Source organism: Vibrio sp. 2-2(8) (assembly GCF_963888495.1).
Lineage (GTDB): Bacteria > Pseudomonadota > Gammaproteobacteria > Enterobacterales > Vibrionaceae > Vibrio > Vibrio anguillarum.
Map to the genome: position 1 here is coordinate 173,085 of NZ_CAWPJM010000051.1, position 24,547 is coordinate 197,631.

The 24,547-nt window shown below is 44.2% G+C and carries 20 protein-coding genes; 15 read left to right on the forward strand and 5 right to left on the reverse strand.

Going from position 1 to position 24,547, the window contains the following annotated elements:
- The first annotated feature begins 1 nt into the window (after position 1).
- A complete protein-coding gene (locus tag AACV12_RS13595) occupies positions 2-973 on the forward strand; it encodes a ParB/RepB/Spo0J family partition protein (protein ID WP_017049342.1) in 972 nt (323 codons plus the stop codon).
- 72 nt (positions 974-1,045) lie between these two features.
- On the opposite strand, the gene AACV12_RS13600 is transcribed toward AACV12_RS13595, so the two are convergent.
- Positions 1,046-2,080 carry an ABC transporter substrate-binding protein gene (locus AACV12_RS13600; protein ID WP_017044942.1) on the reverse strand — a complete coding sequence of 345 codons (1,035 nt, stop codon included), beginning with the start codon at positions 2,078-2,080 and terminating at the stop codon, positions 1,046-1,048.
- 173 nt (positions 2,081-2,253) lie between these two features.
- Between AACV12_RS13600 and AACV12_RS13605 the strand changes: the two genes are divergently transcribed.
- The 14 genes from AACV12_RS13605 to AACV12_RS13670 all read left to right on the forward strand — a co-directional run bounded on the left by AACV12_RS13605 (position 2,254) and on the right by AACV12_RS13670 (position 18,182).
- Positions 2,254-4,317, forward strand: coding sequence for a tRNA(Met) cytidine acetyltransferase TmcA (locus tag AACV12_RS13605; protein WP_170900516.1), 2,064 nt, complete (start codon positions 2,254-2,256; stop codon positions 4,315-4,317).
- A gap of 308 nt (positions 4,318-4,625) precedes the next feature.
- Positions 4,626-4,889, forward strand: coding sequence for an STAS domain-containing protein (locus tag AACV12_RS13610; protein WP_017044940.1), 264 nt, complete (start codon positions 4,626-4,628; stop codon positions 4,887-4,889).
- 23 nt (positions 4,890-4,912) lie between these two features.
- Positions 4,913-5,272, forward strand: a complete 360-nt coding sequence (locus tag AACV12_RS13615) for a response regulator (protein ID WP_026027193.1) — start codon at positions 4,913-4,915, stop codon at positions 5,270-5,272.
- A gap of 59 nt (positions 5,273-5,331) precedes the next feature.
- Positions 5,332-7,488 carry a chemotaxis protein CheA gene (locus tag AACV12_RS13620; RefSeq protein WP_170900518.1) on the forward strand — a complete coding sequence of 719 codons (2,157 nt, stop codon included), beginning with the start codon at positions 5,332-5,334 and terminating at the stop codon, positions 7,486-7,488.
- A gap of 21 nt (positions 7,489-7,509) precedes the next feature.
- Positions 7,510-8,040: a chemotaxis protein CheW gene (locus AACV12_RS13625; protein WP_017044938.1), complete on the forward strand. Its 531-nt coding sequence runs from the start codon at positions 7,510-7,512 to the stop codon at positions 8,038-8,040.
- Complete coding sequence (locus AACV12_RS13630) at positions 8,040-8,504, forward strand: chemotaxis protein CheW (RefSeq protein ID WP_013868216.1); 465 nt, start codon at positions 8,040-8,042, stop codon at positions 8,502-8,504. The genes AACV12_RS13625 and AACV12_RS13630 overlap by 1 nt, the downstream gene beginning before the upstream one ends.
- Positions 8,505-8,514: 10 nt before the next feature.
- Positions 8,515-10,533 (forward strand): methyl-accepting chemotaxis protein, encoded by a 2,019-nt coding sequence (locus AACV12_RS13635; protein WP_019280784.1) that lies wholly within the window; start codon positions 8,515-8,517, stop codon positions 10,531-10,533.
- A complete protein-coding gene (locus AACV12_RS13640; protein ID WP_017044936.1) occupies positions 10,518-11,378 on the forward strand; it encodes a CheR family methyltransferase in 861 nt (286 codons plus the stop codon). Before AACV12_RS13635 ends, AACV12_RS13640 begins: the two co-directional genes overlap by 16 nt.
- A gap of 10 nt (positions 11,379-11,388) precedes the next feature.
- Positions 11,389-12,030, forward strand: a complete 642-nt coding sequence (locus tag AACV12_RS13645) for a chemotaxis protein CheD (RefSeq protein ID WP_013868213.1) — start codon at positions 11,389-11,391, stop codon at positions 12,028-12,030.
- Positions 12,027-13,070 carry a protein-glutamate methylesterase/protein-glutamine glutaminase gene (locus AACV12_RS13650; RefSeq protein ID WP_017042334.1) on the forward strand — a complete coding sequence of 348 codons (1,044 nt, stop codon included), beginning with the start codon at positions 12,027-12,029 and terminating at the stop codon, positions 13,068-13,070. The genes AACV12_RS13645 and AACV12_RS13650 overlap by 4 nt, the downstream gene beginning before the upstream one ends.
- Positions 13,071-13,114: 44 nt before the next feature.
- A complete protein-coding gene (locus AACV12_RS13655) occupies positions 13,115-14,293 on the forward strand; it encodes a methyl-accepting chemotaxis protein (RefSeq protein ID WP_017046870.1) in 1,179 nt (392 codons plus the stop codon).
- Positions 14,294-14,304: 11 nt separating this feature from the next.
- Positions 14,305-14,604, forward strand: coding sequence for an STAS domain-containing protein (locus AACV12_RS13660; RefSeq protein WP_013868210.1), 300 nt, complete (start codon positions 14,305-14,307; stop codon positions 14,602-14,604).
- Between the two features lie 18 nt (positions 14,605-14,622).
- Positions 14,623-16,317 (forward strand): ATP-binding SpoIIE family protein phosphatase, encoded by a 1,695-nt coding sequence (locus AACV12_RS13665; RefSeq protein ID WP_017044934.1) that lies wholly within the window; start codon positions 14,623-14,625, stop codon positions 16,315-16,317.
- A 188-nt stretch (positions 16,318-16,505) separates the two neighbouring features.
- A complete protein-coding gene (locus tag AACV12_RS13670) occupies positions 16,506-18,182 on the forward strand; it encodes a DUF342 domain-containing protein (protein ID WP_013868208.1) in 1,677 nt (558 codons plus the stop codon).
- Positions 18,183-18,263: 81 nt separating this feature from the next.
- Here AACV12_RS13670 and AACV12_RS13675 read toward each other — a convergent pair whose 3' ends face one another.
- From AACV12_RS13675 to AACV12_RS13690, 4 genes are read right to left on the reverse strand one after another with little or no spacing between them, the layout of a single operon-like run.
- Complete coding sequence (locus AACV12_RS13675; RefSeq protein ID WP_013868207.1) at positions 18,264-20,378, reverse strand: type I secretion system permease/ATPase; 2,115 nt, start codon at positions 20,376-20,378, stop codon at positions 18,264-18,266.
- Between the two features lie 15 nt (positions 20,379-20,393).
- Positions 20,394-22,304, reverse strand: a complete 1,911-nt coding sequence (locus tag AACV12_RS13680; RefSeq protein ID WP_105977647.1) for a bifunctional diguanylate cyclase/phosphodiesterase — start codon at positions 22,302-22,304, stop codon at positions 20,394-20,396.
- 5 nt (positions 22,305-22,309) lie between these two features.
- A complete protein-coding gene (locus AACV12_RS13685; protein ID WP_026027195.1) occupies positions 22,310-22,972 on the reverse strand; it encodes a transglutaminase-like cysteine peptidase in 663 nt (220 codons plus the stop codon).
- Between the two features lie 44 nt (positions 22,973-23,016).
- Positions 23,017-24,408 carry an HlyD family type I secretion periplasmic adaptor subunit gene (locus AACV12_RS13690; RefSeq protein ID WP_064626518.1) on the reverse strand — a complete coding sequence of 464 codons (1,392 nt, stop codon included), beginning with the start codon at positions 24,406-24,408 and terminating at the stop codon, positions 23,017-23,019.
- Positions 24,409-24,547: the final 139 nt, after the last annotated feature.

Below are 24,547 nucleotides of genomic sequence, written 5' to 3' on the forward strand. Positions count from 1 at the left end.
CATGGCAATTAAAACGTCTGAACTAAATGCGAAACTGTTTGGTAAAGCGAATAAGCGACGTGCAACCACCCCGCAAGAAGCCCAAACGGCAGCGAAAGAACAAGCGCAAATCATCGAATTGGCGGTTGCGGGAGAAGAGTTAGTCACTTTCGAACTGGTCAGGATTCCCGCTGATCAAGTAGCGGAAAAGACGATTGTTTTTACGCAGAATGCGCGTGAACAAGCTTTTCTGAATGAGCATGCTCTATCTGATGTATTGAGTACATTACGCGAGCGTGGTCAGCAATATCCTGCGGTTGGTCGTAAAACCGCTGGGGGCAAAATTGAAGTCCTTGATGGCAGCCGTCGTCGAATGTCTTGTATCTTGGCGGGTAAAGAATTTTTGGTTTATGTTGCTGAAGACATAAACTCGGAACATGCGAAGTTTCTTTCGGATGTGGCAAACGCGCACAAGCCGCTTTCTCTTTATGAGAAGGGTAAAGAGATGCAAGCGAAGCTGGATAACGGTGAAGCGGAAGACCAAAAAGCTTTAGCCAAGATATTTCAGTGCAGTGAGGCCCTAGTAAGTGGTGCTCTAAAAGCAGCGGCTTTGCCACTTGAGCTATTGCAAGCTTATCCAAATGTGGTTGAATTAGGTCGTCCAACCATAGTTAAATTGCATAAACAATTTAATGAACTCGATGCAAAGCAACAAGCAAATTTGTTGGAAAAGTGTCAATCTGAAGATGGATTTGTTTGGCAGCGTAGTAGCGTACAAGGTGTTGCCCGATTGACGAAAGAAGTCACAGAGACAATTGAGTCTTGGATACAAGAGTTGTTGCCACCTAAGCGCACTGAGCATGTAAAAATTGATCTGATCAAAGGCCGCGTAAGTTACAGTCGTAAAGGCAGTAATTTAGCGCTTAATTTGAAAAAGGTGGATGATGCTACGGTGCAAGAAATATTAGATTTTATTCAATCTAAGCTTGATTAAGCATCCATCATGTAAAGAATAAAAAACCCGCCACGGCGGGTTTTTTAGTAACTAAGTCTACTCAGTTCGAATCTATTGATTTCTTAAACGCTGCCAGTATTTTTCGTAGATAGCGAGCGCTTCAGGCCCAACATCATTAATGAATTCCCCTTTAGCCATATCTTCATCGGCTGGAAAAATCGTTGGATTGTCGCGAAGTTCTGCTGGAAGCAACGCTCGGCCGCTTTTTGTTGCCGATGCATAACCTAAGCTATTCACAATCTCAGCTTGGTTCTCTGCTTGATACATGAAGTTGATGAATTTATGCGCCAACGCTTTGTTGTTGCTGCCTGATGGAATAGTAAAGTTATCCATCCACAAGACTGCGCCTTCTTCCGGCATTACAAATTTTAGCTCTGGCATCTCAACTTGGCCTTGGTAGGCATTCCCGTTCCATTGCATCCCTAACGCTGCTTCACCTGAGACATAAGGCACATGTGGCGCATCAGAGTTATACAACAGTACATTATCTTTTAACGCGACCAATGATTGGTAGGCTTTTTCAATCTCTTTTTCATTTTTTGTATTAATACTGAAGCCATTTAAGATCAGCGCCATACCAAAGACATCGCGAATATCGTCAATCAACATCACTTGTTGGCTATATTTCTTATCCCACAAATCAGCCCAGCGAGAGACACCTTCTGGTACTAATGCTTCGTTATAGCTGAGGCCAGTGATCCCCCAAATATAGGGCAGGGAATAACTATTTTTGGGATCGTGTGCTTGGCCGAGTAGTGAAGGCATGGCATCTTTCATGTTCGGGATTTGTGCATGATCCAGCTCGGTTAATAACCCTTCACGTCCCATTTTTTCAATGAAATACGCTGAGGCAAAAACCACATCATAACCGCCACCTTTGAGCAACTTGAGCTTGGTATACATTGACTCGTTATTTTCAAAGGTCGAATAGTTAATCGTTACCCCTTCCTGCTGCTCAAACTGCTTGAGGGATTTTTCTGGAAGATATCCTCCCCATGCATAAACGTTGAGTGTTTTGTTGTCTGCGCTTACGTGTGAAGAAGTTAGAGCTGCTGCCAAAACCAATCCTTTGATGAAAGTTTTCATTGCATTTGAATTCCTTAAATAGCCCAGAAGTGTACTGGGGTGTAGGTGAATAATTAGTTAAAAATGGTCACGATTAAAGCAAATATAATTTGTCGTAAAGAAAAATATTTTTAACGACGCACAGTGATTATAGTGGCTGTGCTACCATTGCGTTTCAGTGAGGTGGCGTAAATATGAACATGATAGCGGCTTATTTAGATGATTTGATGGTGCAGGTTGAGAATAGCCTATGGCGTATGGGGCTCTTAATCCGTGGTGAGCCTCAATGGCAACAACACGTGCTTATGCATTTTCTCGCAAAAAATGAGGGGCAAGCCATATTTCAGTTAGGTGGAGAACCGTTACCATGCGTTCGTTATGCCCCCTTCAACAAAGGGCAGCAGTTTCTTGGTCAAGAATGCCATTTACTTATTTGTGACAATCACCATGGTTTTGATGCGAACAGTTTCAGTGCTGCGCTGGGTTCACTGGTCGGTGGTGGGTTACTGTTGATCATTGAAGCCCCTCAGCGTAACGACTCTTTTGCTGAGCGCTGGTTAACGCGAGCGTTCGAACAGCTTGTTGTTATAGAACAGAATCAACCTTGCCCTCCTTTACCCGTTTATCCACGAGTCAGTTCTCAATCACCGATTTATGAACAGCAAGCTGATGCGGTTTCAGCAATTCTTCGTGTGATGGATGGGCATCGCAAGCGACCATTGGTTCTCACTGCCGATCGGGGACGAGGGAAAAGCAGTGCGCTTGGTATTGCTGCGGCTAAATTGATGGCGTTTCGTTCATTAGATATTGTGGTCACGGCACCCTCAATCCATGCCGTAGCGCCGATATTTGAACATGCGGCTAAAGGTTTAGCAGGCGCTCACGTCACCAGACAATCCCTTACTTGGCAAAACTCGTCATTGACGTTTGTGGCACCGGATGAGCTGATTTTGCATCGGCCACAGTGTGATCTCCTATTGGTAGATGAAGCGGCCGCGCTGCCTTTATCAATGTTAAAAAACTGGGTTGAACACTATCATCGTGCGGTCTTCTCTACCACCATTCATGGCTACGAAGGGTGTGGGAGAGGGTTCACGCTTAAGTTTCAAACTTGGTTAGCACACCATCGAGCTGGGACTCGAACTCTCCATTTAGATCAACCGATCCGTTGGCGTCAGGGTGATCCGTTAGAAGCGTGGCATTACGATACTTTCCTCCTTCGCTATGATTTAGCTACATTGCCGACGATGACATCAGGACAGTTAGCGACACTTAACATTGAGCATCTGGATAAGGCTCAACTCATTGCCAACCCGACACGCTTAGCCGCTATTTTTTCGTTATTAGTGAATGCTCATTACCAGACATCACCGAACGATCTATTTCATTTTTTAGCGGACGATAAAGTTCAGCTAGTTGCTGTAATGGTAGACGAGGTTTGTGTCGGTTGTTTGCTGACAGTTCGTGAAGGTGGGCTTTGTAGCGCTTTAGTGGAAGAGATCCAACGAGGAAAGCGGCGTCCTAAAGGTCATCTAGTTCCGGTTTGCTTAGCTAATCAAGTCGGTATTACGCAGGCAGCGCAGAGTGTTTGTCAGCGCATCATGCGTATTGCAGTTCATCCCGAATTACAAAATCAAGGGTTGGGTAGCCGCTTGATTGAAGCGTGCATGCTGGAAAATGATGCCGACTATTTAGCGACGAGTTTTGGCGTAACGAGCGATTTAATGGCTTTTTGGGCTAAGAACCAATTTGTTCCGATAAAACTAGGGAGCCACAGAGACAGCGCGAGTGGCTGTTTTTCCTTAATCATGGTCCAAGCGAAAAAATTGGATTGGTTAACTCGGGCTGAACAAATTTTCGAGCAGCATTTCATTTTCTCGCTATCTGATTCTTTGCAAAATTTAGAGCCGGCTTTGGTTCGGACCATCTTGTCATTAGTCCGAGATCGTGTCGCATGCGCGGATTCAAATGAAGTTAATTTCCTACCTTATTCATTGCTACGTTGTTACGCACAAGGCGGTGCGGATTATGAGAGTGTGAGTGTATGGATTCATCGGCTAATTACTTCATTGGATAAAGCTGCTCTATCACTGTTATCTGATGTACTTATTGTCAAAGTATTGCAAAGGAAAAGCTGGCAAGAGTGTGCCAGTCAATTAAACTTCACTGGACGGAAAATGATTGAGGCTACCCTCCGTCATGACCTTAATCGACTATTAGATGATTTACACTGTAAAGTTGATCATTCAACGCAATGAACTGCAGCCAATTTACACTGTAAAGCGTGAATAATGTAAGAGCAGACACTTTCTCCAGGTGTACTGTGCTTGTCATATGACAAAAAAGTCCTACTACTTACGTCTTAAGAGTAGGATTTTTTTGTTCTAGTCACAGAATAAAAAATCCAAATTATATTAATGAGTTAACCATACGGTCCCCCTTATTGTGAGGTTTTTATTTTTGTTCCTAACGTGTTCAATCATTTGCTTAATGAGTATTCCCTCCTACACTCAAAGTCAGGTGTTCTCCTAAAAAATAGAATATAAATAGTACGTAAGGATGAGATATGGATTTTTTGTTGGCGGAGTCTTTGGAAATTTCAACGGTACTAGATTCCAAAGCAAATTATCTTCAATGGCTAAGCCTAACTCCTCCTTTAACGATAGATGCATCACGAGTTAATAGCGTGGATGCTGCCGGTCTGCAACTGCTTGCTTCTTTGTTTATGACAGCAGAGCGAGCTGGAATTGAGATCACTTTAGTTAACGCAACAAACACGCTCAATGAAGGTATTGCGCTACTGGCTTTAGAAAGCTTGTTCGCAGAGTAATGAGATTTTGCAAGGAAGAGGCTATGACAAAGATCCTCGCGGTTGATGATTCGGTTTCAATTCGTCAAATGCTAAGCCATACATTGAAAGATGCAGGCTATGACGTTGAAACCGCTACTGATGGAAGTGATGCATTACGTAAGGCACAACAAACCAAATTTGATGTTGTTATTTCGGACGTCAACATGCCAGTGATGGGTGGTTTTGAGTTAGTTAAAGCAATACGTGGTAATGCTCAATATAAGTTTATACCTATTTTGATGTTAACCACTGAAACGAGTATGGAAAAGAAACAAGAAGGAAAACTCGCGGGAGCTACAGGATGGTTGGTCAAACCGTTCAACCCTGAGACGCTATTGAAAACACTAAAACGGGTCATATAGAACACCGTATTTTATTAAAAGCTTCATTCGTTAAACGACGTTAACTGGCAGGAAGAGCTATGGCTTTAGACATGGAACTGTTGCGCAAGATGTTTTACGAAGAGTGTCGTGAAAATCTTGAAGTGCTTGAAAATGTACTGCTTAATCTTGACCCTAATCAGGTTGAGAAAGAGACTATTAATACCATTTTTCGGGCTGCCCATTCGATTAAAGGTGGCGCTGCGACCTTTAGTTTACTGGATATCAGTGAATTTACCCACTCTGTCGAAGCGTATCTTGACCTCGTCCGTAACGAAAAATCAACTCTCACCGCTCAAAGTGTGGACATTTTACTGAAAAGCGGTGATTGCATTCGCAATATGCTCGCGGGGCATGAGAGCCACGGTGAGGTTGATAGTGAGCTTCAGCAGAGAGTCAGCCAGTCACTGCATGCTTTACTTGCTGACAATTCAACGGTTGATCATGAGCTAGCAGACCATCACCCGCTTGACGCCGAAGATGAACAGACGTCATCGCTCTTAAAGGCTTCTGACAACGAGAACAACTTAGGTTGGAAAGTCGTTTTTACTCCGCATAGAGAACTTTATTTCAGTGGTAATGATCCACTTCGGTTGCTGCGAGAGCTTTATGAACTGGATGATCAGTGCAGGGCGGAAGCTCAGCTTGAGCACCTTCCCGAATTGGTGGAAATAGAGGCTGAGCTTTGTTATTTAAGCTGGACTATTTTTCTCAGTAGCCAAGTGCAAGAGAGTGATATTCGCGAAATCTTTGAATGGGTTGAAGATGAATGTGACTTAATTGTTGAACCTTTAGTACAAGAATCGACGACCCAAGATATGGTCAGCGAGAGCAAGGAATCTCCGGCCGAGGTGCTACCTACGTTTCATGCGAACGTTGTCCCCCCTACCGAATCGGCAGAGCAAGTTGATCTCATAAAACCCATCGATCTCATAAAATCAATAGAGTCTACGCCCGCTGCTGCGCCCAAAGTGGCGAAAGCAGAATCCAGCGTAAGCTCTATTCGCGTCGATATTGAGAAAGTCGACAGCCTGATTAATTTGGTTGGGGAACTTGTTATCACCCAATCAATGCTGACCGAAATCGGCAACGATTTCACCATGGATAAATTAGAAAAGTTGCAAGCAGGCCTAGTTCAGCTTTTACAAAACAGTAAAGATTTACAAGAAAATGTGCTCAATATTCGCATGCTGCCGATGAGCTTTGCTTTTAGCCGCTTTCCTCGCCTTGTGCGAGACTTGTGCGGCCGACTTGAAAAAAAAGTAGAACTGAACATCATTGGCGAGCACACCGAGCTCGATAAAACCGTCCTTGAACGTATTGTTGATCCATTGGTTCATTTAGTCAGAAATGGTATTGACCACGGAATTGAGCAGCCACACATTCGCCTTGAACAAGGCAAACCAGAAATCGGCACCATTGAACTACATGCTTATCATCAAGGTGGCTCGATAGTGATCGAAGTGAAAGATGATGGCGCGGGGATAAACTGTGAAAGAATATTTCAAAAGGCGCTAGAAAAAGGTGTATTACCTAAAGATACACGGCGTGAAGATATCACCGACAAACAGATCCTTAACCTTATTTTTGCCGCAGGGTTTTCAACAGCAGAACAAGTGTCTGATATTTCAGGTCGTGGCGTCGGTATGGATGTTGTAAAACGTAATATCGAAGAGTTGGGTGGGCATATTGATGTCGAATCCACGTTAGGTAAAGGCAGCCATTTCACTATCTGTTTACCACTCACTTTAGCCATCCTCGATGGGCAATTGATCAAAGTAGGCGGGGAAGTTTACATCATCCCACTGCTCACCATTATCGAATCTATCCAAATCAACCTAGCTAATGTGAAGTATGCCGCCGGTGGGGTTGAGCTGTACCGGCTTCGTGACGAAAACATTCCTATCTTACGTCTGCAAGATGAACTGGAAATGGGATCAAGTGGTGCTTTGCCCGATAGAATACTCTGCTTTGTTGAAGCCGCTGGGTGTCGCGTTGGCTTATTGATTGACGAGCTGCTAGACCAGCAGCAAGTGGTTATAAAGAGCTTAGAGTCAAATTACTGCAAAGTGGCAGGCATATCAGGAGCTACGATTTTGGGAGATGGTTCCGTTTCGCTCATTTTAGATATTCAAGGGTTAATCTCCACGTACTCGAATCGACGTTCAAGTTTATCTCCCAAGATTATTGCCGCTTAGTGAAGGTGACAGGGAAGAGCCATGGAATATGATTATTCACCAAATCATCAACAAGAGAATCAAACACAGAGTGTTTTGAATGCTGTTTATGAAGAAAGAAGCTGTGAGGCCGATTTTCTGAGTTTCCGGTTAGCGAATGAGTTGTACGGGGTAGCAATTCAAGATGTTGAAGAGATTCGAGTGTGGGAGCCACCTACGCCTATTCCTCGCGCGCCTAGCTTTGTGAAAGGTGTGATTAATTTACGCGGCATGATTGTGCCTATTATCGATCTGCGCCTTCGATTTGGTATGGAGGCCTGTGGCTACTTTCCCACGACTGTGGTGTTGGTACTTCGTAGCCTGCAACAAGAGCGGCCTCGTATTATGGGCTTAGTCGTTGATGCAGTGAGTGATGTGATTGGCCAGGGAGATAATGTGCTGTTTCCTGCCGTGGGGGAAACACCTGCCGCTGCGTATTCGCTCGGTTTGCTCAATGTTGGCGAAGAGGTCATGTCACTGCTCGATACCCAAGGGCTCCTTGATATGCACCGAATACTGAGTGAGGAACCCTGATGTCTAAACAAGAGTTTCTTAGTTTCGTGCTGGATAACGATGAGTACGCTGTGCCAATCCTTGAGGTCCGAGAAGTTCGCGGCTGGAGTGATGTGCGCTCTGTACCCAATGCACCGGATTACTTAGTTGGCTTACTCAATATTCGTGGTGAGTACGTACCGATTGTTGATCTTCGAATTCGTTTTCGTCTGCCACCTGCACAGATTGGGGCCACGACAGTTGTTATCGTTTTGAATGACGCGCAACGCAATCCGCTCGGCATTATTGTCGATGGTGTTTCAGAAGTGTATGACTTAGCCGCTGAAGAGATAAAACCTGTACCAGCCTTATCCACCACGGTTGAACCACAATTTATGAAGGGAATTGCTAGTGTGGCTAACGGTCATTTGATCCTAATTAATATCGAGACCCTTTTTGATGTACCTGGGTTAAATCAGACATTCGTAGAAGACGCTATTTTGTGAGGGAATACTCATGGCATTTTGGAACCGCAAACCAGAACCAAAAAAATTTGTTGAGCAGATAGAAGATCCATTGGTCGATGAGAATGAAGGGCTCTCCAATCAGCAGCTTCTTTCTGCTCTTAATGCAGCAAAAACCGCATTGATGATGATTAACCGAGATTTTCAAATCACCTATCTCAATAAGCAGTCATTGATTCTACTCAAGCAGCATGAAGTGCTTTTTCAAAGTGTCTGGCCTGATTTTAAAGCTGAAGAGTCGTCATTGATTGGCTACTGCATCGATGGTTTTCACGTCAATCCACAGCATCAACGCCAAATGTTGTCGAATCCAGCCAACTTGCCTTTCACTACCATGATTACTATTAAAGGAGTGAAGATCGAGCTTAATGTTGGCGCCATTATTGATGAAGACGGTATTTATATCGGGAACACATTAGAGTGGCGTGATGTCACTCAAGAGATTGCAAAAGAGCAAGAAATAGGCCGCTTAGCTTCGGCAGTCGAGGGGATGACAACCAACCTAATGATGGCCGATAAAGAGGGTATTATTCAATACTTAAACCCTTCATTGACCAAGTTGATGCGTACAAGAGAAAGTGAGTTGAGGACAGTATTAACAAGCTTTGACGTCAATAATCTGGTCGGACAAAATATCGATATCTTTCATAAAAACCCGGGCCATCAACGTAGCATTATTGCCAACCCTGATCGTTTGCCATTTTCATCCAACATCAAAGTGGGGGCGCTGCAATTTAATTTAACTTGTATTGCGATGCACAATCACAAAGGGGAATACATTGGCCCCGCATTGCAATGGATCGATATTACCGAACAACAAGATGGTCAATACCAAGTAGAGAGCCTCATTCAAAAAGCTATCGCAGGGCAGTTGAATGAACGAATTGATACCACCGTGTACAGCGGATTTATGCGGGAGTTGGGCGAGGGGATTAATAACTTGCTTGATACCTTAGTTTCACCGCTGGCTCAGTGTATTGACGTCATGAGTAAAGTGGCGGATGGCGATTTGAATACCAAGATGGAAGAGGGCAGCCAAGGTGAGTTTGGTCAACTGCAAAATGCGGTCAATACCTCGATTGCTAACCTGCGCGATATGGTTGAAAAAATCACCATTTCTTCTGCCAGAGTGGCTACGGCGTCAACAGAAATCGCGCAAGGCAATAATGATTTGAGCCAACGGGTGGAAGCTCAAGCATCCAATTTAGAAGAAACGGCCGCCAGTATGGAAGAGATGACAGCGACCGTGCGCCAAAATGCAGATAACGCCAAAGGTGCGAACGATCTAGCGAGTGATGCTGCCAAAAAAGCCAGTAAAGGTGGTGAAGTGGTGGGGCAAGCGATCTCGGCCATGTCGGAAATTAATCGTTCGAGTAAGAAGATTGCCGATATTATTGGAGTGATAGACGAGATAGCCTTTCAAACCAATTTATTGGCTTTGAACGCAGCGGTAGAAGCGGCAAGAGCCGGAGAACAAGGGCGTGGATTTGCTGTTGTTGCTGGAGAGGTTCGAAACCTTGCGCAGCGTAGCGCAGCAGCGGCGAAAGAGATTAAAGGGCTGATTAAAGATAGTGTTGAGAAAGTCGAAGAGGGATCGCGTTTAGTTGATGAGTCAGGAGCAACGTTGAATGAGATTGTGGACGCTGTAGCAAAAGTATCTGATCTCATCGCCCAAATTGCATCATCCAGTATTGAACAATCGACGGGCATTGACGAAATCAATCGTGCAATTACAGCCATGGATGAGATGACGCAGCAAAATGCCTCTCTTGTTGAACAAACCTCTGCGGCCAGCCAATCGTTAAAAGATGAAGGGAAAGAGCTGATTAGCTTGATGAGCTATTTCACCACCGATGACAACATCAAAACGTTCGAGCCCAAAAGAACACCCATCTCCGCCCATCAACCCAAACCCAAGGTGAAGAAAGTGGCAGGCATTAAAGCCACCATTAACGTTGCCAATTCTGGGCTCAACCTCAATGAGGATGGAGATGAATGGGAAGAGTTCTAACAGATAGCCATCCAATCATGATGAACAATGACCAAGAATTTGAACTCACCGCAAAGGATTTCAAATTCATCCAGTGGTTTATGCACAAAACGGCCGGCATTTACTTGTCGGATGCCAAGCGAGCGATGGTTTACGGCCGTTTGAGCCGTCAGATGCGTCGACGGGGGATTCAGCGTTTCTGTGATTACAAGGAGCTTATTGAGCATAATGAGCAAGAGCGGATCCACTTCATCAATGCGTTAACGACTAACAAAACCCAGTTTTTTCGCGAGTATCACCACTTTGAGTTTTTAGAAAAAGTACTGCTCGATGAGTGGCGATCACAGGGCGTGCGTCATCCTAAAATTTGGTCTGCTGGCTGCTCTAGTGGTGAAGAGCCATACAGCTTTATTGCGTCGTTATACAGCAGCGGTTTATTTGATTTCGCAGACAATGTTGATATCTACGCAACAGATTTAGACACACAGGTTTTGGCACATGCGCAAGCGGGCATTTATACCGATGAGGCTGTGGTTACTATTCCACAGCACTATCTTAAAAAGTGCTTTGTAAAAGGGCGCGGTATCAAACAGGGAAAAATAAAAATCGCCAGTCAATTGCAACGTTTTGTCCATTTTCAGCAACTGAATTTATTATCTCCTTGGACGCTACCTAAGAATTTAGACCTCATTTCGTGCCGAAACGTGATGATCTACTTTGATAAACCCACGCAGGAGGCTTTGATCGAAAGGTTCTATGAATGGTTGAAACCGAATGGGATTTTATTTTTGGGTCATTCAGAAAGTGTGGGGCGCTGTGCTGATGTTTTTCATCATCTCGGCCACACCATTTACGTGAAAAAATGAGGAACAATTAATGACCTCGTTGGCGATGCATTTGGCAACCGACAATCGGAATTTCAGCCGATTTTATCATCCCCAACAAAAAGTGGATTGGGTAAAGGTTTTGCCCGGTGGGTTGTACTGTACGATGCGACAAGAGGTCATTTGTACCGGTTTAGGTTCTTGCGTTACCGCCTGTATGTGGGACCAAGCGGCCAAAGTTGGAGGGATGAACCATTTTTTATTGCCTTTTGATCAGCATTCACAAATTGATCACTGGCATCCTGATGATATTGCTTCAACCGCCTCTCGTTATGGTTGCTATGCGATGGAGCTACTGATTAATCAGTTGATCAAAATGGGGGCTGAGCGTCAGCGCTTACGAGTAAAACTCTTTGGTGGAGCACAAATGCTGGGTTTTAAAGCCATGATTGGCCAGAAAAACATAGATTTCATCAAAAACTATGTTGAGCAAGAAAGGCTTATTGTCGAAGCCAGTGACTTGGGGGGGGACGAACCGAGAAAAGTCATTTTCGAACCCATGACAGGTAAAGTGTGGCTAAAAAGAATTCCATTGACCGAAGTGAGCCGGTTAAGTTTTCAAGAAAAGGTTTATGCCACACAGTTGGATCGTAAAGCGCATAAAGAGAGTGATGATGTGGAGCTATTTAAATGAAAAAAATCAAAGTGCTGATTGTCGATGATTCTCCCGTTTTTAGAGCACTGCTCTGCGAGCTGATTAATGCTGACCCTATGTTAGACGTCGTCGCAATGGCACAAGATCCTTACCAAGCCCGAGAGCTTATCAAGCAGCACAACCCTGATGTGCTAACGCTAGATATTGAAATGCCAAAAATGAATGGCGTGCAATTTTTAAAAAATATTATGCGGTTACGCCCTATGCCGGTAGTGATGATTTCAACCTTGACCCAGCATGGCGCTCAAGCCACGTTAGAAGCATTAGAGCTTGGTGCAGTGGATTACTTCCCTAAACCGTCGGTCGAAAACACGGCTGAAATGGCAAGTTATAGGGAGCTGGTGAACGACAAAATAAAAATGGCGGCAGGGGCCAATGTCGTTCAATCGCATCATTCTGCGGCGGTTAATCAGGTCGAACTGATAGCGGCTAGCCACCAAGAGGCGCGTTATCAGTTGATCGCGATTGGAGCCTCAACGGGCGGAACAGAAGCATTAAAAAGCATATTCTCTGTTTTACCAGCAGGGTTGCCACCGATCGTGATCACTCAACATATCAGTGCGATGTTTACTCGCCCCTTTGCAGAGCGTTTGAATCTTTGTAGCGCCGTAGAGGTGAGAGAGTTGTCCGCTAATCAAGCACCTTTAGTGAATGGATGCGCTTATGTTGCTCCCGGAGATAAGCATCTGATGGTGATAAAAAAAGGCACTCACCTTTACTGTCAAGTTGACGATAGACCTGCGGTCAATCGTCATAAACCCTCAGTAGATGTGATGTTTGATACGGTTGCTGAAAATGTGGGAGACAAAGCCATCGGTATCCTCTTAACCGGGATGGGTAAAGATGGAGCGCAAGGCATGCTCAAAATGAAGTTGTGTGGCGCATTGACTTTAGCTCAAGACGAAAAAACATCAGTGGTGTGGGGAATGCCCAAAGCGGCAGTAGAGATTGGCGCAACGCAGAATATCAAAGCGTTAAATGCCATACCACAATGGATTTGTGATGAACTCTATCGCTAGTGTTGTCTCATTAAATAAGCTCAACATAGAGAAGCAAGGAATGGGTGATGATAAATAAAACAGTGACACCAAAAGCAAAATATATTTTAGCTTTAGTTTTGCAGCTAATGGCCCTTTTTGCCGTCATGCTTCACTCCCCTAATTTATGGAGCATGGGGCTAATGATTTTTGCGGCAGCAATACCTTGGCTAGTATTGTCTATGAATTTTAGTGAACAAAACAAAGCTAAAGCCAACCAAAATAAGGTTGAAGAAGAGTCCACTCTTGAAACGCAGCAACATCTACAGAGTATTGAAAAACTGTTCAAAGAGACGCTACCTAAAGTGAGTAGCCCTTTAACCATGCAGCACACCGTGATTGAAGGTTCAGTAGAGACATTAAATAACGCATTTTTTGGCTTGCAAGATATCAGCCAAAAACAGAGTCACGTCTCAAGTACCTTGGTCAATAATTTATTGGCAAACCAAGGCAGCGAATATGATCTCACCACCGTACTACCAAAGACTGAGGCGATTATTGATGGCTTTGTACAAATTCTGATTGATATTTCGGAGAAAAGTATTTCAGCGGTACACAGCATTCACGACATGTCAGAAAAATTGGATATGGTATTTAAACTGTTAAATCAAGTGAGAAGCCTATCGGAACAGACCAACTTATTGGCGCTGAATGCGGCGATTGAAGCGGCGCGAGCGGGCGAGGCAGGGCGAGGCTTCGCGGTCGTGGCTCAAGAGGTGCGCGACTTGTCGGTTAAAGCAAGAGCACTGAATACTCAAATTGAATCAGAAATTAATGTTGCTCAACAAACAGTACAAAGAGCAAACAAAACCGTTGGCGAAATGGCATCGATAGATATGACTCACGTGATTGAGTCGAAAGAGAAAGTGGACCACATGCTGCGTGGTGTCCAACAAGTGAATATAGAAATAGAGCAAGAAGTGCAAAAAATTCAAGAATTAGGACAAGAATTAACCCAGCAAGTGAGTAATGGCGTCCGTGCCCTTCAATTTGCTGACATTGTGGTTCAACAAAGTGATTATGCGCATGCGTCTATTGATTATTTGCAAGAAGCAAATGAGCTATTGAACGCTTTACTAACACAAAGCATGACTAAAGCAGCATGGGCAGAACAACTTCACCAATTGACAGAGCGCCTGCACAATCGAAGTGGTCCCGCCGCAATCCAAACTAATATGGACGAAGGCGAAGTCGAGCTTTTCTAGGAGGGAGTACGATGAGTATAGAAACTGAAATAGATAGCAATGCGAAACACATTACTATCGCGATTGATGGTGCTTTTGGCTTTAACCTAGTTAAAGAATTTCGTAATAGTTATTCACCCTATCGAGGTTTTAGATTCACCATTGATTTACGCAAGGTGGACTATATTGACAGTGCTGGTCTTGGCATGCTGCTCAATATGCAGAAATATCTTGAGCAAAGTGATGGCATGATCCGAATTACCAATACTTTACCCCAAATAAGGAAAATCTTACTGATTTCTCGATTTGATAAAAAATTTAGTATCGAATAATGCTTAAGGAGTGAGCCGATGCGCGTAACGATTGTTGATGACCATAAATCAAATAGAGAGCTCTGTCGGTTTATTTTATCGCCTATTGTTGAGCACATAGATACCTTCGAAAATGGTGCTGATGCTGTTGAGGCGATGCTCGTCATGGACGTCTTACCCGACGTTATTTTGTTGGATGTGATGATGCCAGTTAAAGATGGTTTCACCACCGCAAAAGAGATCCGCGACTCTTTTCCAAATCACCATATCCCAATTATATTTTTGACCGTGCTTGATGATCATGATTCGTTTGAACGTTGCTTATCGCTGGGCGATGATTTTATTCTTAAACCAGTAGAGCGAAGCGTGCTGCTCGCTAAAGTGCAGGCTCATTACCGTATTGTGAAAATGCATAATGAAGTTACTCAACAGCGAGATAAACTCAATTATTTCAACGAACAAGTACAATATGACTATGCCATCGCCGAATCCATTTTCACCAACTTAATGGAGGAGATGAGTGCAAAAGTCAGCAATATCTATGGCATCAGTTATATCTCCACACCTTCGACCATTTTTAATGGTGATCTCATCATTGTGGCGAACCGGCCCTATGGTGGCGTCTACATCATGATCGCTGATGCCACTGGGCATGGATTACCTGCCGCGATTTCAACGATCCCTGCTACGCGTACTTTTTTTTCAATGGCTGAAAAGGGGATGTCGCTTGGCGAAATGGTCGCTGAACTTAATAGTGCGCTAGTAAAGTTTTTGCCTGTTGGCATGATGCTTGCGGCCAGTGTATTTGAGATACGAGCCAACGGCTTCGAGGTTTCGTGGTGGGGAGGTGGTTTGCCGGATGGTTATTTACTGGATGAAGAGAGCAACATCGTTCGTCGTCTCGTTTCCACACATATGCCACTGGGAGTTCTGGATGCTGATGAATTTGAAGTAAATTTAGTTCATCTCAAATTAAAACCTAACCAAACTATCCTCTGTTATACCGATGGTATTACCGAAGCGATGAATGAAAACGGGGAACAATTTGGCCAGTTGCGACTCGAACAAGTTTTGCAACGGAACGGTAAGACTCAGATTTCAGATTTGTACGATGAAGTATGCCAGTTTTCCAATCGTGGCCATGGTGATGATCTCTCAATTCTTTCAATGACATTTCCAATTACCAATAATAATGAAATATTAGCGTCGCAAAAAAAACAGTTTCTTAGCCATATACCAATGCAAAGCCATCTCTTTTTTCCTGCTTCAATTCTTAAAAAGATTTCAATTATGGTCGAGATGCGTAACATTGTTCGCGGTTTTATCAGTGGTGGCGAGCATCTTGACCTCGTTTGCTCTGTATTGTCAGAACTGTTTGCTAATGCCATTGAGCATGGGTTATTAAAACTTAATTCTTCACTAAAAGATGACCCAGATGGATTTCTCACTTTTTACCAACGACGTGAAGAGTGTATGGATGAGTTAGATGAATCGTTATGGATTAAACTAGACATTGATTATGACCCAACGGTGGGACAATTGAGCTTTTCACTTGAGCATAATGGCGAAGGCTTTGACTACCAACATACGGTTGCAGACGGCAACTGTACACACGGTCGAGGGATTATTTTGGTCTCTAAATTGTGTGAGTCATTGGAATATTCAAAAGATGGTTGCACTGTTAAGGTGACTTACGCCTTTAACAGTAAACATGATTTTCCGATATTGTCTTAATACTGAACAGATTATTTACACTGTAAAATTCTGCGTAACTCATTCTTTCGTTTATTTTTAGGTTATATGGTTCGTTTCGTCGTGACTAAGTGATGTAGCCCTTAATTTGGTTGCCTAAAGATTTAGTCCATACTGTAAATTGTATACACTGCCATACGAACGGAATCTAACCATATGGGTTAAGTAGTATGTGGAAACGCTTAATTTCGCTTTCAGAGGACAAAAAACAAGTCATTGCCCAGTTGCCTGGGACGGAGTCCATCGACAAAAATTTTGACCAAGCAGGCTTGAAAGAAGCATTGTTTGAGTTATCTGCATCGACATTTTTCTTAAATGAAACTGAAGTTACCCGCTTTATCAACTGTGCAAAAGAGGGTAAGGGTGAAGCATTCTCTGGAATAACCATTGCAGAGAAAAAGAACGCTTCGGTTGAGATTGAATTTAGTGATCGAGATATGTTAGCCAGCATGGTCGTGACGGGTGCATATGGTGGCAGAGCATTGCGCGGTAGTGAGTTGGTGTATGCATTGGCTCATTCCCACGTGACAAAAGGCATCAACAAACTGGCTTTAAAGAAAGTGTTAATGGTAAGTAATACCTTGAAGCCAGGGGAAGTATACACTCAGCCTGTTGCGCAGGGGCGCGAACCCATTCAAGGTAAAGACGCACAATTTGTTCCTTTGGTTGAGGATGTCAGTAAGCGCGTGTTAGCACCGACCAAAAAGCAAGGACAGAACAAAATTGATATGCGCAACTTAGGTGAAACCATCACTGTTGGTCAAGATGATGAAGTGATGCGTCGAATTCCTGCAACCAAAGGAACGCCAGGCTATACCGTGCAGGGAAAAGTGCTGGATCCTAAACCAGGTAAAGACTCGGCCTTAGTTGCAGGAAAGGGGTCTTACATCTCACCCAATGACCCGAATGTGCTACTGGCCAGTCAAGCAGGCATGCCTATCCTGAAAAGTAAAACGGTTGATGTCGATAACGCTTTATGTTTAAACAACGTCAGTGTAGCGACTGGCCACGTGAAATTTAAAGGATGTGTTGTCATCACGGGCGATGTCGAGCCTGGGATGATCGTGAGAGCGACGGGCTCAATCACCATCGGTGGGTTTGTTGAGTCTGCTGATGTTCAAGCCCAAGGTAATATTGATGTTGGTAAAGGCATTATTGGCCATACGGTGTTTGATGATGAAGCAAGAACGTGCATTATCAAATCAGGAGGCTCTATCACGGCTAACTATGCTCAATTTAGCGAACTGCAAGCGGCAGATGATATTAATTTAGCGGTTCACAGCATGAGTAATGAATTGCGCTGTGGCAATGATCTAAAAGTATTAGATAGTAAAGAGAAGCAAGGCACACTCAGCGGTGGCCACGCGAAAGTTGGTGGTAAGATCGTTTGCTTCAATCTAGGCGTTGAAGGCGATACCGCCACGGCTGTGCAGGCTTTTGCTCGTTATGCTGTGTATAAAGAACGGGTCGCGAAACACAAAGAGCATTATAAACAAGCGCAAGAAGCGACGATGGAAGTGATCCGCCGTGAGATTGAATTTAAGAAAAAGCCTAAAGCGGAACGCTTGGAAGAGGAACTGCTAAAAATTGATGAATTTAAGAAACAGACTAATGATCGTTTAGAAAAAGCAAAATTGGCGTTGGATATGCTGGGAGAGGAGTTTGAGCAATTGCTCGAAATGAATACGATCGAAGTCAAAAATAAAGTTTATACCCATGTTTCGGTGCAATTTGATGATGAGCGGATCATCACCAAGCGGGCTCATGGCGCTAGTATCTTCTCATTTAACCAGTATGAGATTAAATGTGCTTCGATGCTTGAAGATGAAGATGTCGGAGGGATCTAACATTCTTATCTCAGAGTGCTAAGCAAAAAACGAGGCATTTTGCCTCGTTTTTTGCTGATTATGCTATTTCTAGTAAGGTGGCTATTGCACTGATCTCACTTTGCCCTGTTTGAGATCGTTTAACACCATCGATTTAGGACCATCGGCAATGACACAGCCTTTCTCCATCACAATGACGCGATCAACCACATCGAGCATTGACGTTTTATGAGTAATTAATATTAACGTCTCACTTGGTGTCAATTGAGACAGTTGATGTTTGATGTGCATTTCAGAGCGATTGTCCATGGCGCTGGTGGGCTCATCAAGTAGCAAAACGGGTGGGCGTCCGAGCAATGCACGAGCAATGGCTACCGCTTGCCTCTGACCACCAGACAACAACAAGCCGCCTTCACCCACTTGTCGTTCTAACCCCGCGGGGTCTTGCTGTGTGAACGCGGTAACTCCCGCTCGGTTGGCGGCATCCATCACATCTCTATCATCAACTAAGGGACGCCCGAGCGTAATGTTATCGCGAATTGAACCGTAAAATAGGTTGCTGTCTTGAGGTACACAACCAATATTACGTCTCACATCAATGTGATGCAGTTGCGCGATATCGGTGTCATCAATACGAACATTCCCCTCGGTCGGTTGATATAACCCCATAATAAGGCGCTCTAAGGTGGTCTTCCCTGAGCCGATGCGGCCTATGATCGCTACTTTTTCACCCGGATGAATCGTTATACTTAAGTCACGTATTGATGCAACAGGCGCATTAGGGTAGTGAAAAGTGATTTTGTCTAGCTCAATTTTACCTTGCACAATCGGACGATGAATATAGCGTTTACCTTCTTCTTGCTCATCGGGCATTTGCATCACTTGCTCAATGATTTTTAAGGACGATTTGGCTTGGTTGTAGCGTGTTGAAAGTAATGATAGTTGCACCATTGGGCCAATCGCACGGCCGCTGAGCATGGTTGCCGCGATGAGCCCACCCATGGTTAAATCGCCGTTGGATATCAGATAGACGCCTAAGATGATCATGCCAACGTTCGCGGCTTGCTGAACAAAACCGGCAGTATTTTGAATACCATCAGTAATTCGACGGCTTTTAATGTTCCAGTTCGCCATGTGCGCGACCGCTTCTTCCCAGCGATACTGAAACTGACTTTGAGCGCCAAAGAGTTTCACTGTTTCAAGTCCAGCTAAACTTTCAATCAGGTTGGCGTATTTTTGTGATGCCAGTCGAGAGCCCTCTTCAATCGCCCGTCGTAGAGGTGCTTGGATGAGCAGAGAATAGATAGCAATGATCAGTACACCGGCGATAGGTACCAGCACTAAGCTGCCCGCCATTAGCCAGATCAGCACTAAAAAGAGCAGTGCAAATGGCAGGTCAATCAATGATGAGATGGTTGCTGAGGTAAAGAATTCGCGTATGGATTCGAACTCTTGTAAATGTCGTGCAAACGCACCGACAGAGGGAGGACGAGACTCCATTCTGATCCCCATCACTTTACTAAAGAGCTTGGAAGAGATCAGAATGTCAGATTTTTTGCCCGCTACATCAATAAAATAACTGCGAAGTAGTTTGAGGAGCAGATCGAATAAGAAGATCACAAAAATCCCGCTCGCTAATACCCACAAGGTTTCAAACGCAAGGTTAGGCACGACTTTGTCATACACTAAACGGCTGAACATTGGTGCCGCAATGGCAAATAAATTGATTAAAATGGAAGCGATCAACACATCGCGATAAATGTGCTTTGACTGCCATAACGTACCCCAAAACCAGTGGCCATCACGGGTCTTTAATATTTCTGGTGATCGCTCGTCATAGCGAAACTGTTTTTTCACCATGAAGTAGCGGCCAATATAGCGTTCAGTCAGTTCCTCTAAGGGAATAGCTACGGGGATTAGACCAGACTCCGCAGTGACGACCTCAGCTTCTTGATTCGCTTCGTTGATGCTGCTGAGCACACAGGCTTCACCGCCTTTTAAAATTAAGATAACGGGGAAAACCAATTTTGGGATTTGATCCAATGCTGAGCGATTTTCCTTGGCGATTAACCCCGCTCTTTCGGCTGCTCGAGGAAAGAGAAAAGGCGTCAGTTTCCCATCTGATAAAGGTAGGCCGTTGATCAGTGCTTCTGGGGAATTCGCCAATCCATAATAACGACTCACATAGATAAGCGAATTGAGTAGCGTGTCTTGCATTACATCTGACCTTTTTTATTTATCCACAATAAAGCCTTGGAAGACTTCTATAAAATGCTCGGAAAGGAAATCAAGTTGAGTTTGCGTTTCTACCCTTGACGCAATTGTGGTGATTCCTAAATTGTGTGCTGTGCGAGAAATCGACGTTAAGGTGAACTTTTGCTTTTCATCGTCGAGATGGTGAGTAAATAGATAATCGAGTTTCACGTATTTTGGACGGTACTCGTTGATGTAGTCTAATGATTGGAAATTCCGGCCATAGTTATCGACACCAAAGTCTGCACCTGCGGCTCTTATGGCATTACAAAACAGCGCCGTATGGTGAGGGGAGTTGAGGAATGCGTTTTCCGGTATTTCAAAGTGTAGGTTCTCACAGATAGAGCGATGCTTCGCCAGAGTCTGAGTGACCCAACGAATAAAACTGGGTTGAGAAAGGCTGCTTTGAGCGATATTAATGGCTAATGGTTCGGCTATCTCTCCCGTTTCGAGCTTGCGAATCATCGTTTCAATAACATATTCATCAAAAATATGGCTGGCATTGAGTTGGTCGAGTGCAAATAAGTATTGGTTAGCGCTGTAGCGTTTGCCATCGTGCTCAATCGCTGAAAAAACTTCGCGGTGGAAAGTTTGTCCCCAGCTATTATTGGCTGACTGCAAACGGAAACTGAACCAATCGTTATGGATAGCTTCTTCAACCAATGCTTTCCATTGCTGTTTACCCATCACAGTTTGTTTGGTTTCACTGCTGACAAAGCCGTAAATCAGCTCTGGATTTGCAGTTGCAATGGCTAACGCGTTGTCGAGCAAGGAAAGTAACTGCGTTGAAGATTTTGGTTCTTTATTATGAACAACACCTAAAGAGACTTTGGCTGATGCCATGCCAGTCGGGTCGGCTAGAGTGTCTTGCACAAAATTCATGATACTATCGGCGATGATTTTGAGTTCACTCTCTTCCATGTTGGGCAAAATAAAGCCAAACTCTTCGGTAGAAATGCGTGCCAGAGTCACATCAGGTGAAGTAATCGACACTTTTAGATGCTCAGCCAAATGGCGCACCATACCATCGCCTGCTTCATAACCCTTTTCTTCGTAAAGCTCTTTGATAAACTCTGCTTGCAAAATAGCAGCGCCACCTATGGCACTTTCTGATAGCCAGCTACTGAGTTGACTCATGTAATAGGCGCGGTTGCCAAGTTGAGAAACTGGGTCAATATAAGCACGCTCACGCAGTTGCTGCGCTTCTTGCGCCTGAGCTTTGAACGCTTTTTCAACCTGCGCTGACATGCTATTTATACCATCAACTACATAAATCAGATCTTTGGTCGCTGGCCGCGGTAGCGGTTCACCAAAATGGTTGCGTGCGACTTGCTCCATTTTTTCGACAATCATCTGTAGCGGGCGTAAAGCGCGCTTCAGAATGAAAGCGATGGCGGCAAGGCCAATCACAAAAATAGCGCTAAACGCGATAAGTAGCCGAATCAGCGCCTTCCATAATTGCGCATAGGCCTCGCCAGGGTGGCTGACAATTTCGACTTCAGCAAGCTGCATCCAACCACTGGTTACAACGCGTTGATCATGGATCGGTGCAAACAGGTGTAAATTGGTAAACCATTGCGGAACGTTATTGGGTTTTACAGGGTAAGATCGCAGAATCTCTTCGTCATCGTCTAGAAAAATCAATCGTACGACTGAGTAAGAGCTGCCATCAAACAAGGCATTGATAACCGACTCAACCGCAATCTTATCTTTCTTCTCCAAATAAGGTGCCAGCGCCAAACCGACGGTGTTGATGGTGTTGTTGACTTCAGAGCGCTGCTGCTGCTCTAAGTTGTTGCGGGTCGTATTGAATTCAATAATAAAGACTGAAGTCATCAGCATAATGAAGACGGCAATCATTCCCGCGACAAGTTGTTTATATAGCGTCATATTACTTACTCATCGTAACTTACAATTGGTTTATTCAATTTTAGCGAGCGTTCCCGTTCACGTAAGTCATTCCAAAGACTTAATCGTGAAGAGTCTCCTGCAAGCTGGCCATTTTTGGATTTCATTAGCCATAAATTTTTACCGTTAAAGCTGTAGATCGGTAACAGATCACGGCGTGTTGATGCTGGCTTAATCTCAGGGTTTATATTGTCTAAAATTAAGGGCTCGGCATTGGGTGTTGAATAGTACGCAAGAACCATATGAAACTGATTTAATTCAATGGCTTTAACATACACGAGGCGCAACTTTTTATCATCGATACCCAGTTCAAGCAGGGAGAAGTACTTCGCAATTGTGAAATCTTCGCAATCCCCTGCGTTGCTTCCTAGAAACTCAAGTGGTGTCGCCCAGTAGTCATTTTTCCCCCATAAATCGATATCATTAACAAAGTACAGCTGATTGAAAAATCGATTTATTTCGGTCAATTTGTCACGTTCGGGAGCATTTTGGTGCTTGGCAATTTCTTTGCGCCATGTTTCGACGCGTTTTCCCGCTCTTGTGCCATAGGTAAGCGCGACCGCATCGACCCACTGCTGCTCTTTGGTGTTGAGCGCTTGGGGGGATGAGGGCATAAATAGCAATAAAACCAGTGGCAGCCAAAACTTCATCAAAAACCGTCAATCATGAATATATTAAAAAGCATAAGTGAACCTTATTCTCTTAGCGCATTTTTTTGTGCACTGAGTATAGGCTTTAGTAGATAATCCATCACGGTTCGTTTACCCGTAATAATATCAACAGAGGCCGTCATTCCTGAGATGATAGGCAGGTTAGCATCATGCCCTAAGCTGGTTTGATTGGTCCTTACTCGGACTAAATAATAGCTTTTGCCTTCTTCATCTTGAGTTGTGTCGGCACTGATATGCTCAAGTGTCCCTTCCAAGCCGCCATATTTGGTGAAATCATAGGCGCTGAATTTTACGATGGCGGGCAACTCTGGTCTTAAGAAGGCGATGTCTTGTGGGGCAATTTGCGCTTCAACAAGCAAGGTATCCTCAGTTGGGACTACTTCAACAATATCCATACCGGGCTGGATAACACCGCCAACGGTGTTGACGTAAAGCGTCTTAATCGTTCCTGTCACAGGCGATAGCACAACAGTGCGATTTACCTTATCTTCAAGCCCAACGGCTGATTCTGTGATTGCTGAAAGTCTATCTTGGGCTTCGTTCAGTTTGTCTTGCTGCTGTGAGCGAAACTTTTGAGCCGCATCAATACGGTTGAGCACCGCTTCGCGAATCGCTGATTTTAATACTGGGATGTTAAGCTCGCTGGTGGTCATTTCACGGCGAGTATCGTTTACTTGGCGCTGTAGTTTCAGCAGCTCAATTCGTGGCACGACACCTTCGTCTGCTAAAGGCTTGGTTATCTCAAGCTCTTTATTCGCAAAATCATAACTTTGGCGCAAATTTTTCACGCGTGCTTGTATTTCAACCAACTCTTGTAGTTTCTGTTTGACTTGTTGATCTAAAAGAGAAAGTTGGTTGCGTAAGTTATTAAGATCTTGTCGGTAGGCGGCCCTTTGTCTATTAACTAAATCGGGTTGGTTGTCTGTTAACAGCGGTGGAAAGGCGAGTTTGTTATAGTCAATTTTGACGCTATTTTGCCAGTTGTCATCATCAATTTCTTCGTTGATCATCACGCTAGTAATGGAAGCGGATAGCTGTAGAACACTGGCGGTAAGGTTAGCGACTTGTTGTTCACGTTCGCGGTAGTCTGAGCGGAAACGAGTGTCATCAATCAATAACAGTTGTTGGCCTTTTTGCACTCGTTCACCTTCGCGAACCAATATCTGTTTGACTAAGCCTCCTTCCAAGTTTTGAACCACTTGAACTTGCGATGACGGAACGACTTTGCCTTGTCCAACTGTCACTTTGTCGACCTGTGCCCATGAGGCCCAGACGATGGCTAAGAGAAAAAAACAGACCATAACCCAGAGCATCACACGTGCACTGTTGGGCGTGTTCAGTAGCAGAGCCGCCGTTTTGTCGTCTATGTACTCCAATTCTGTCGAAGAGAGCTTGTTATAACTCTTGTTGCTCATCGCTTATCCTTTGCGCCTAATCGTAGTGTATTTCCCTTTTCTACTTAAAGCTGTAGAGGGAGGCTACAACAGTAAGTTGTTTGGGTATAGTTGCTTGATTTTATTACTTGTCTAGCAAAATGTTAAGGATTTGCCACTC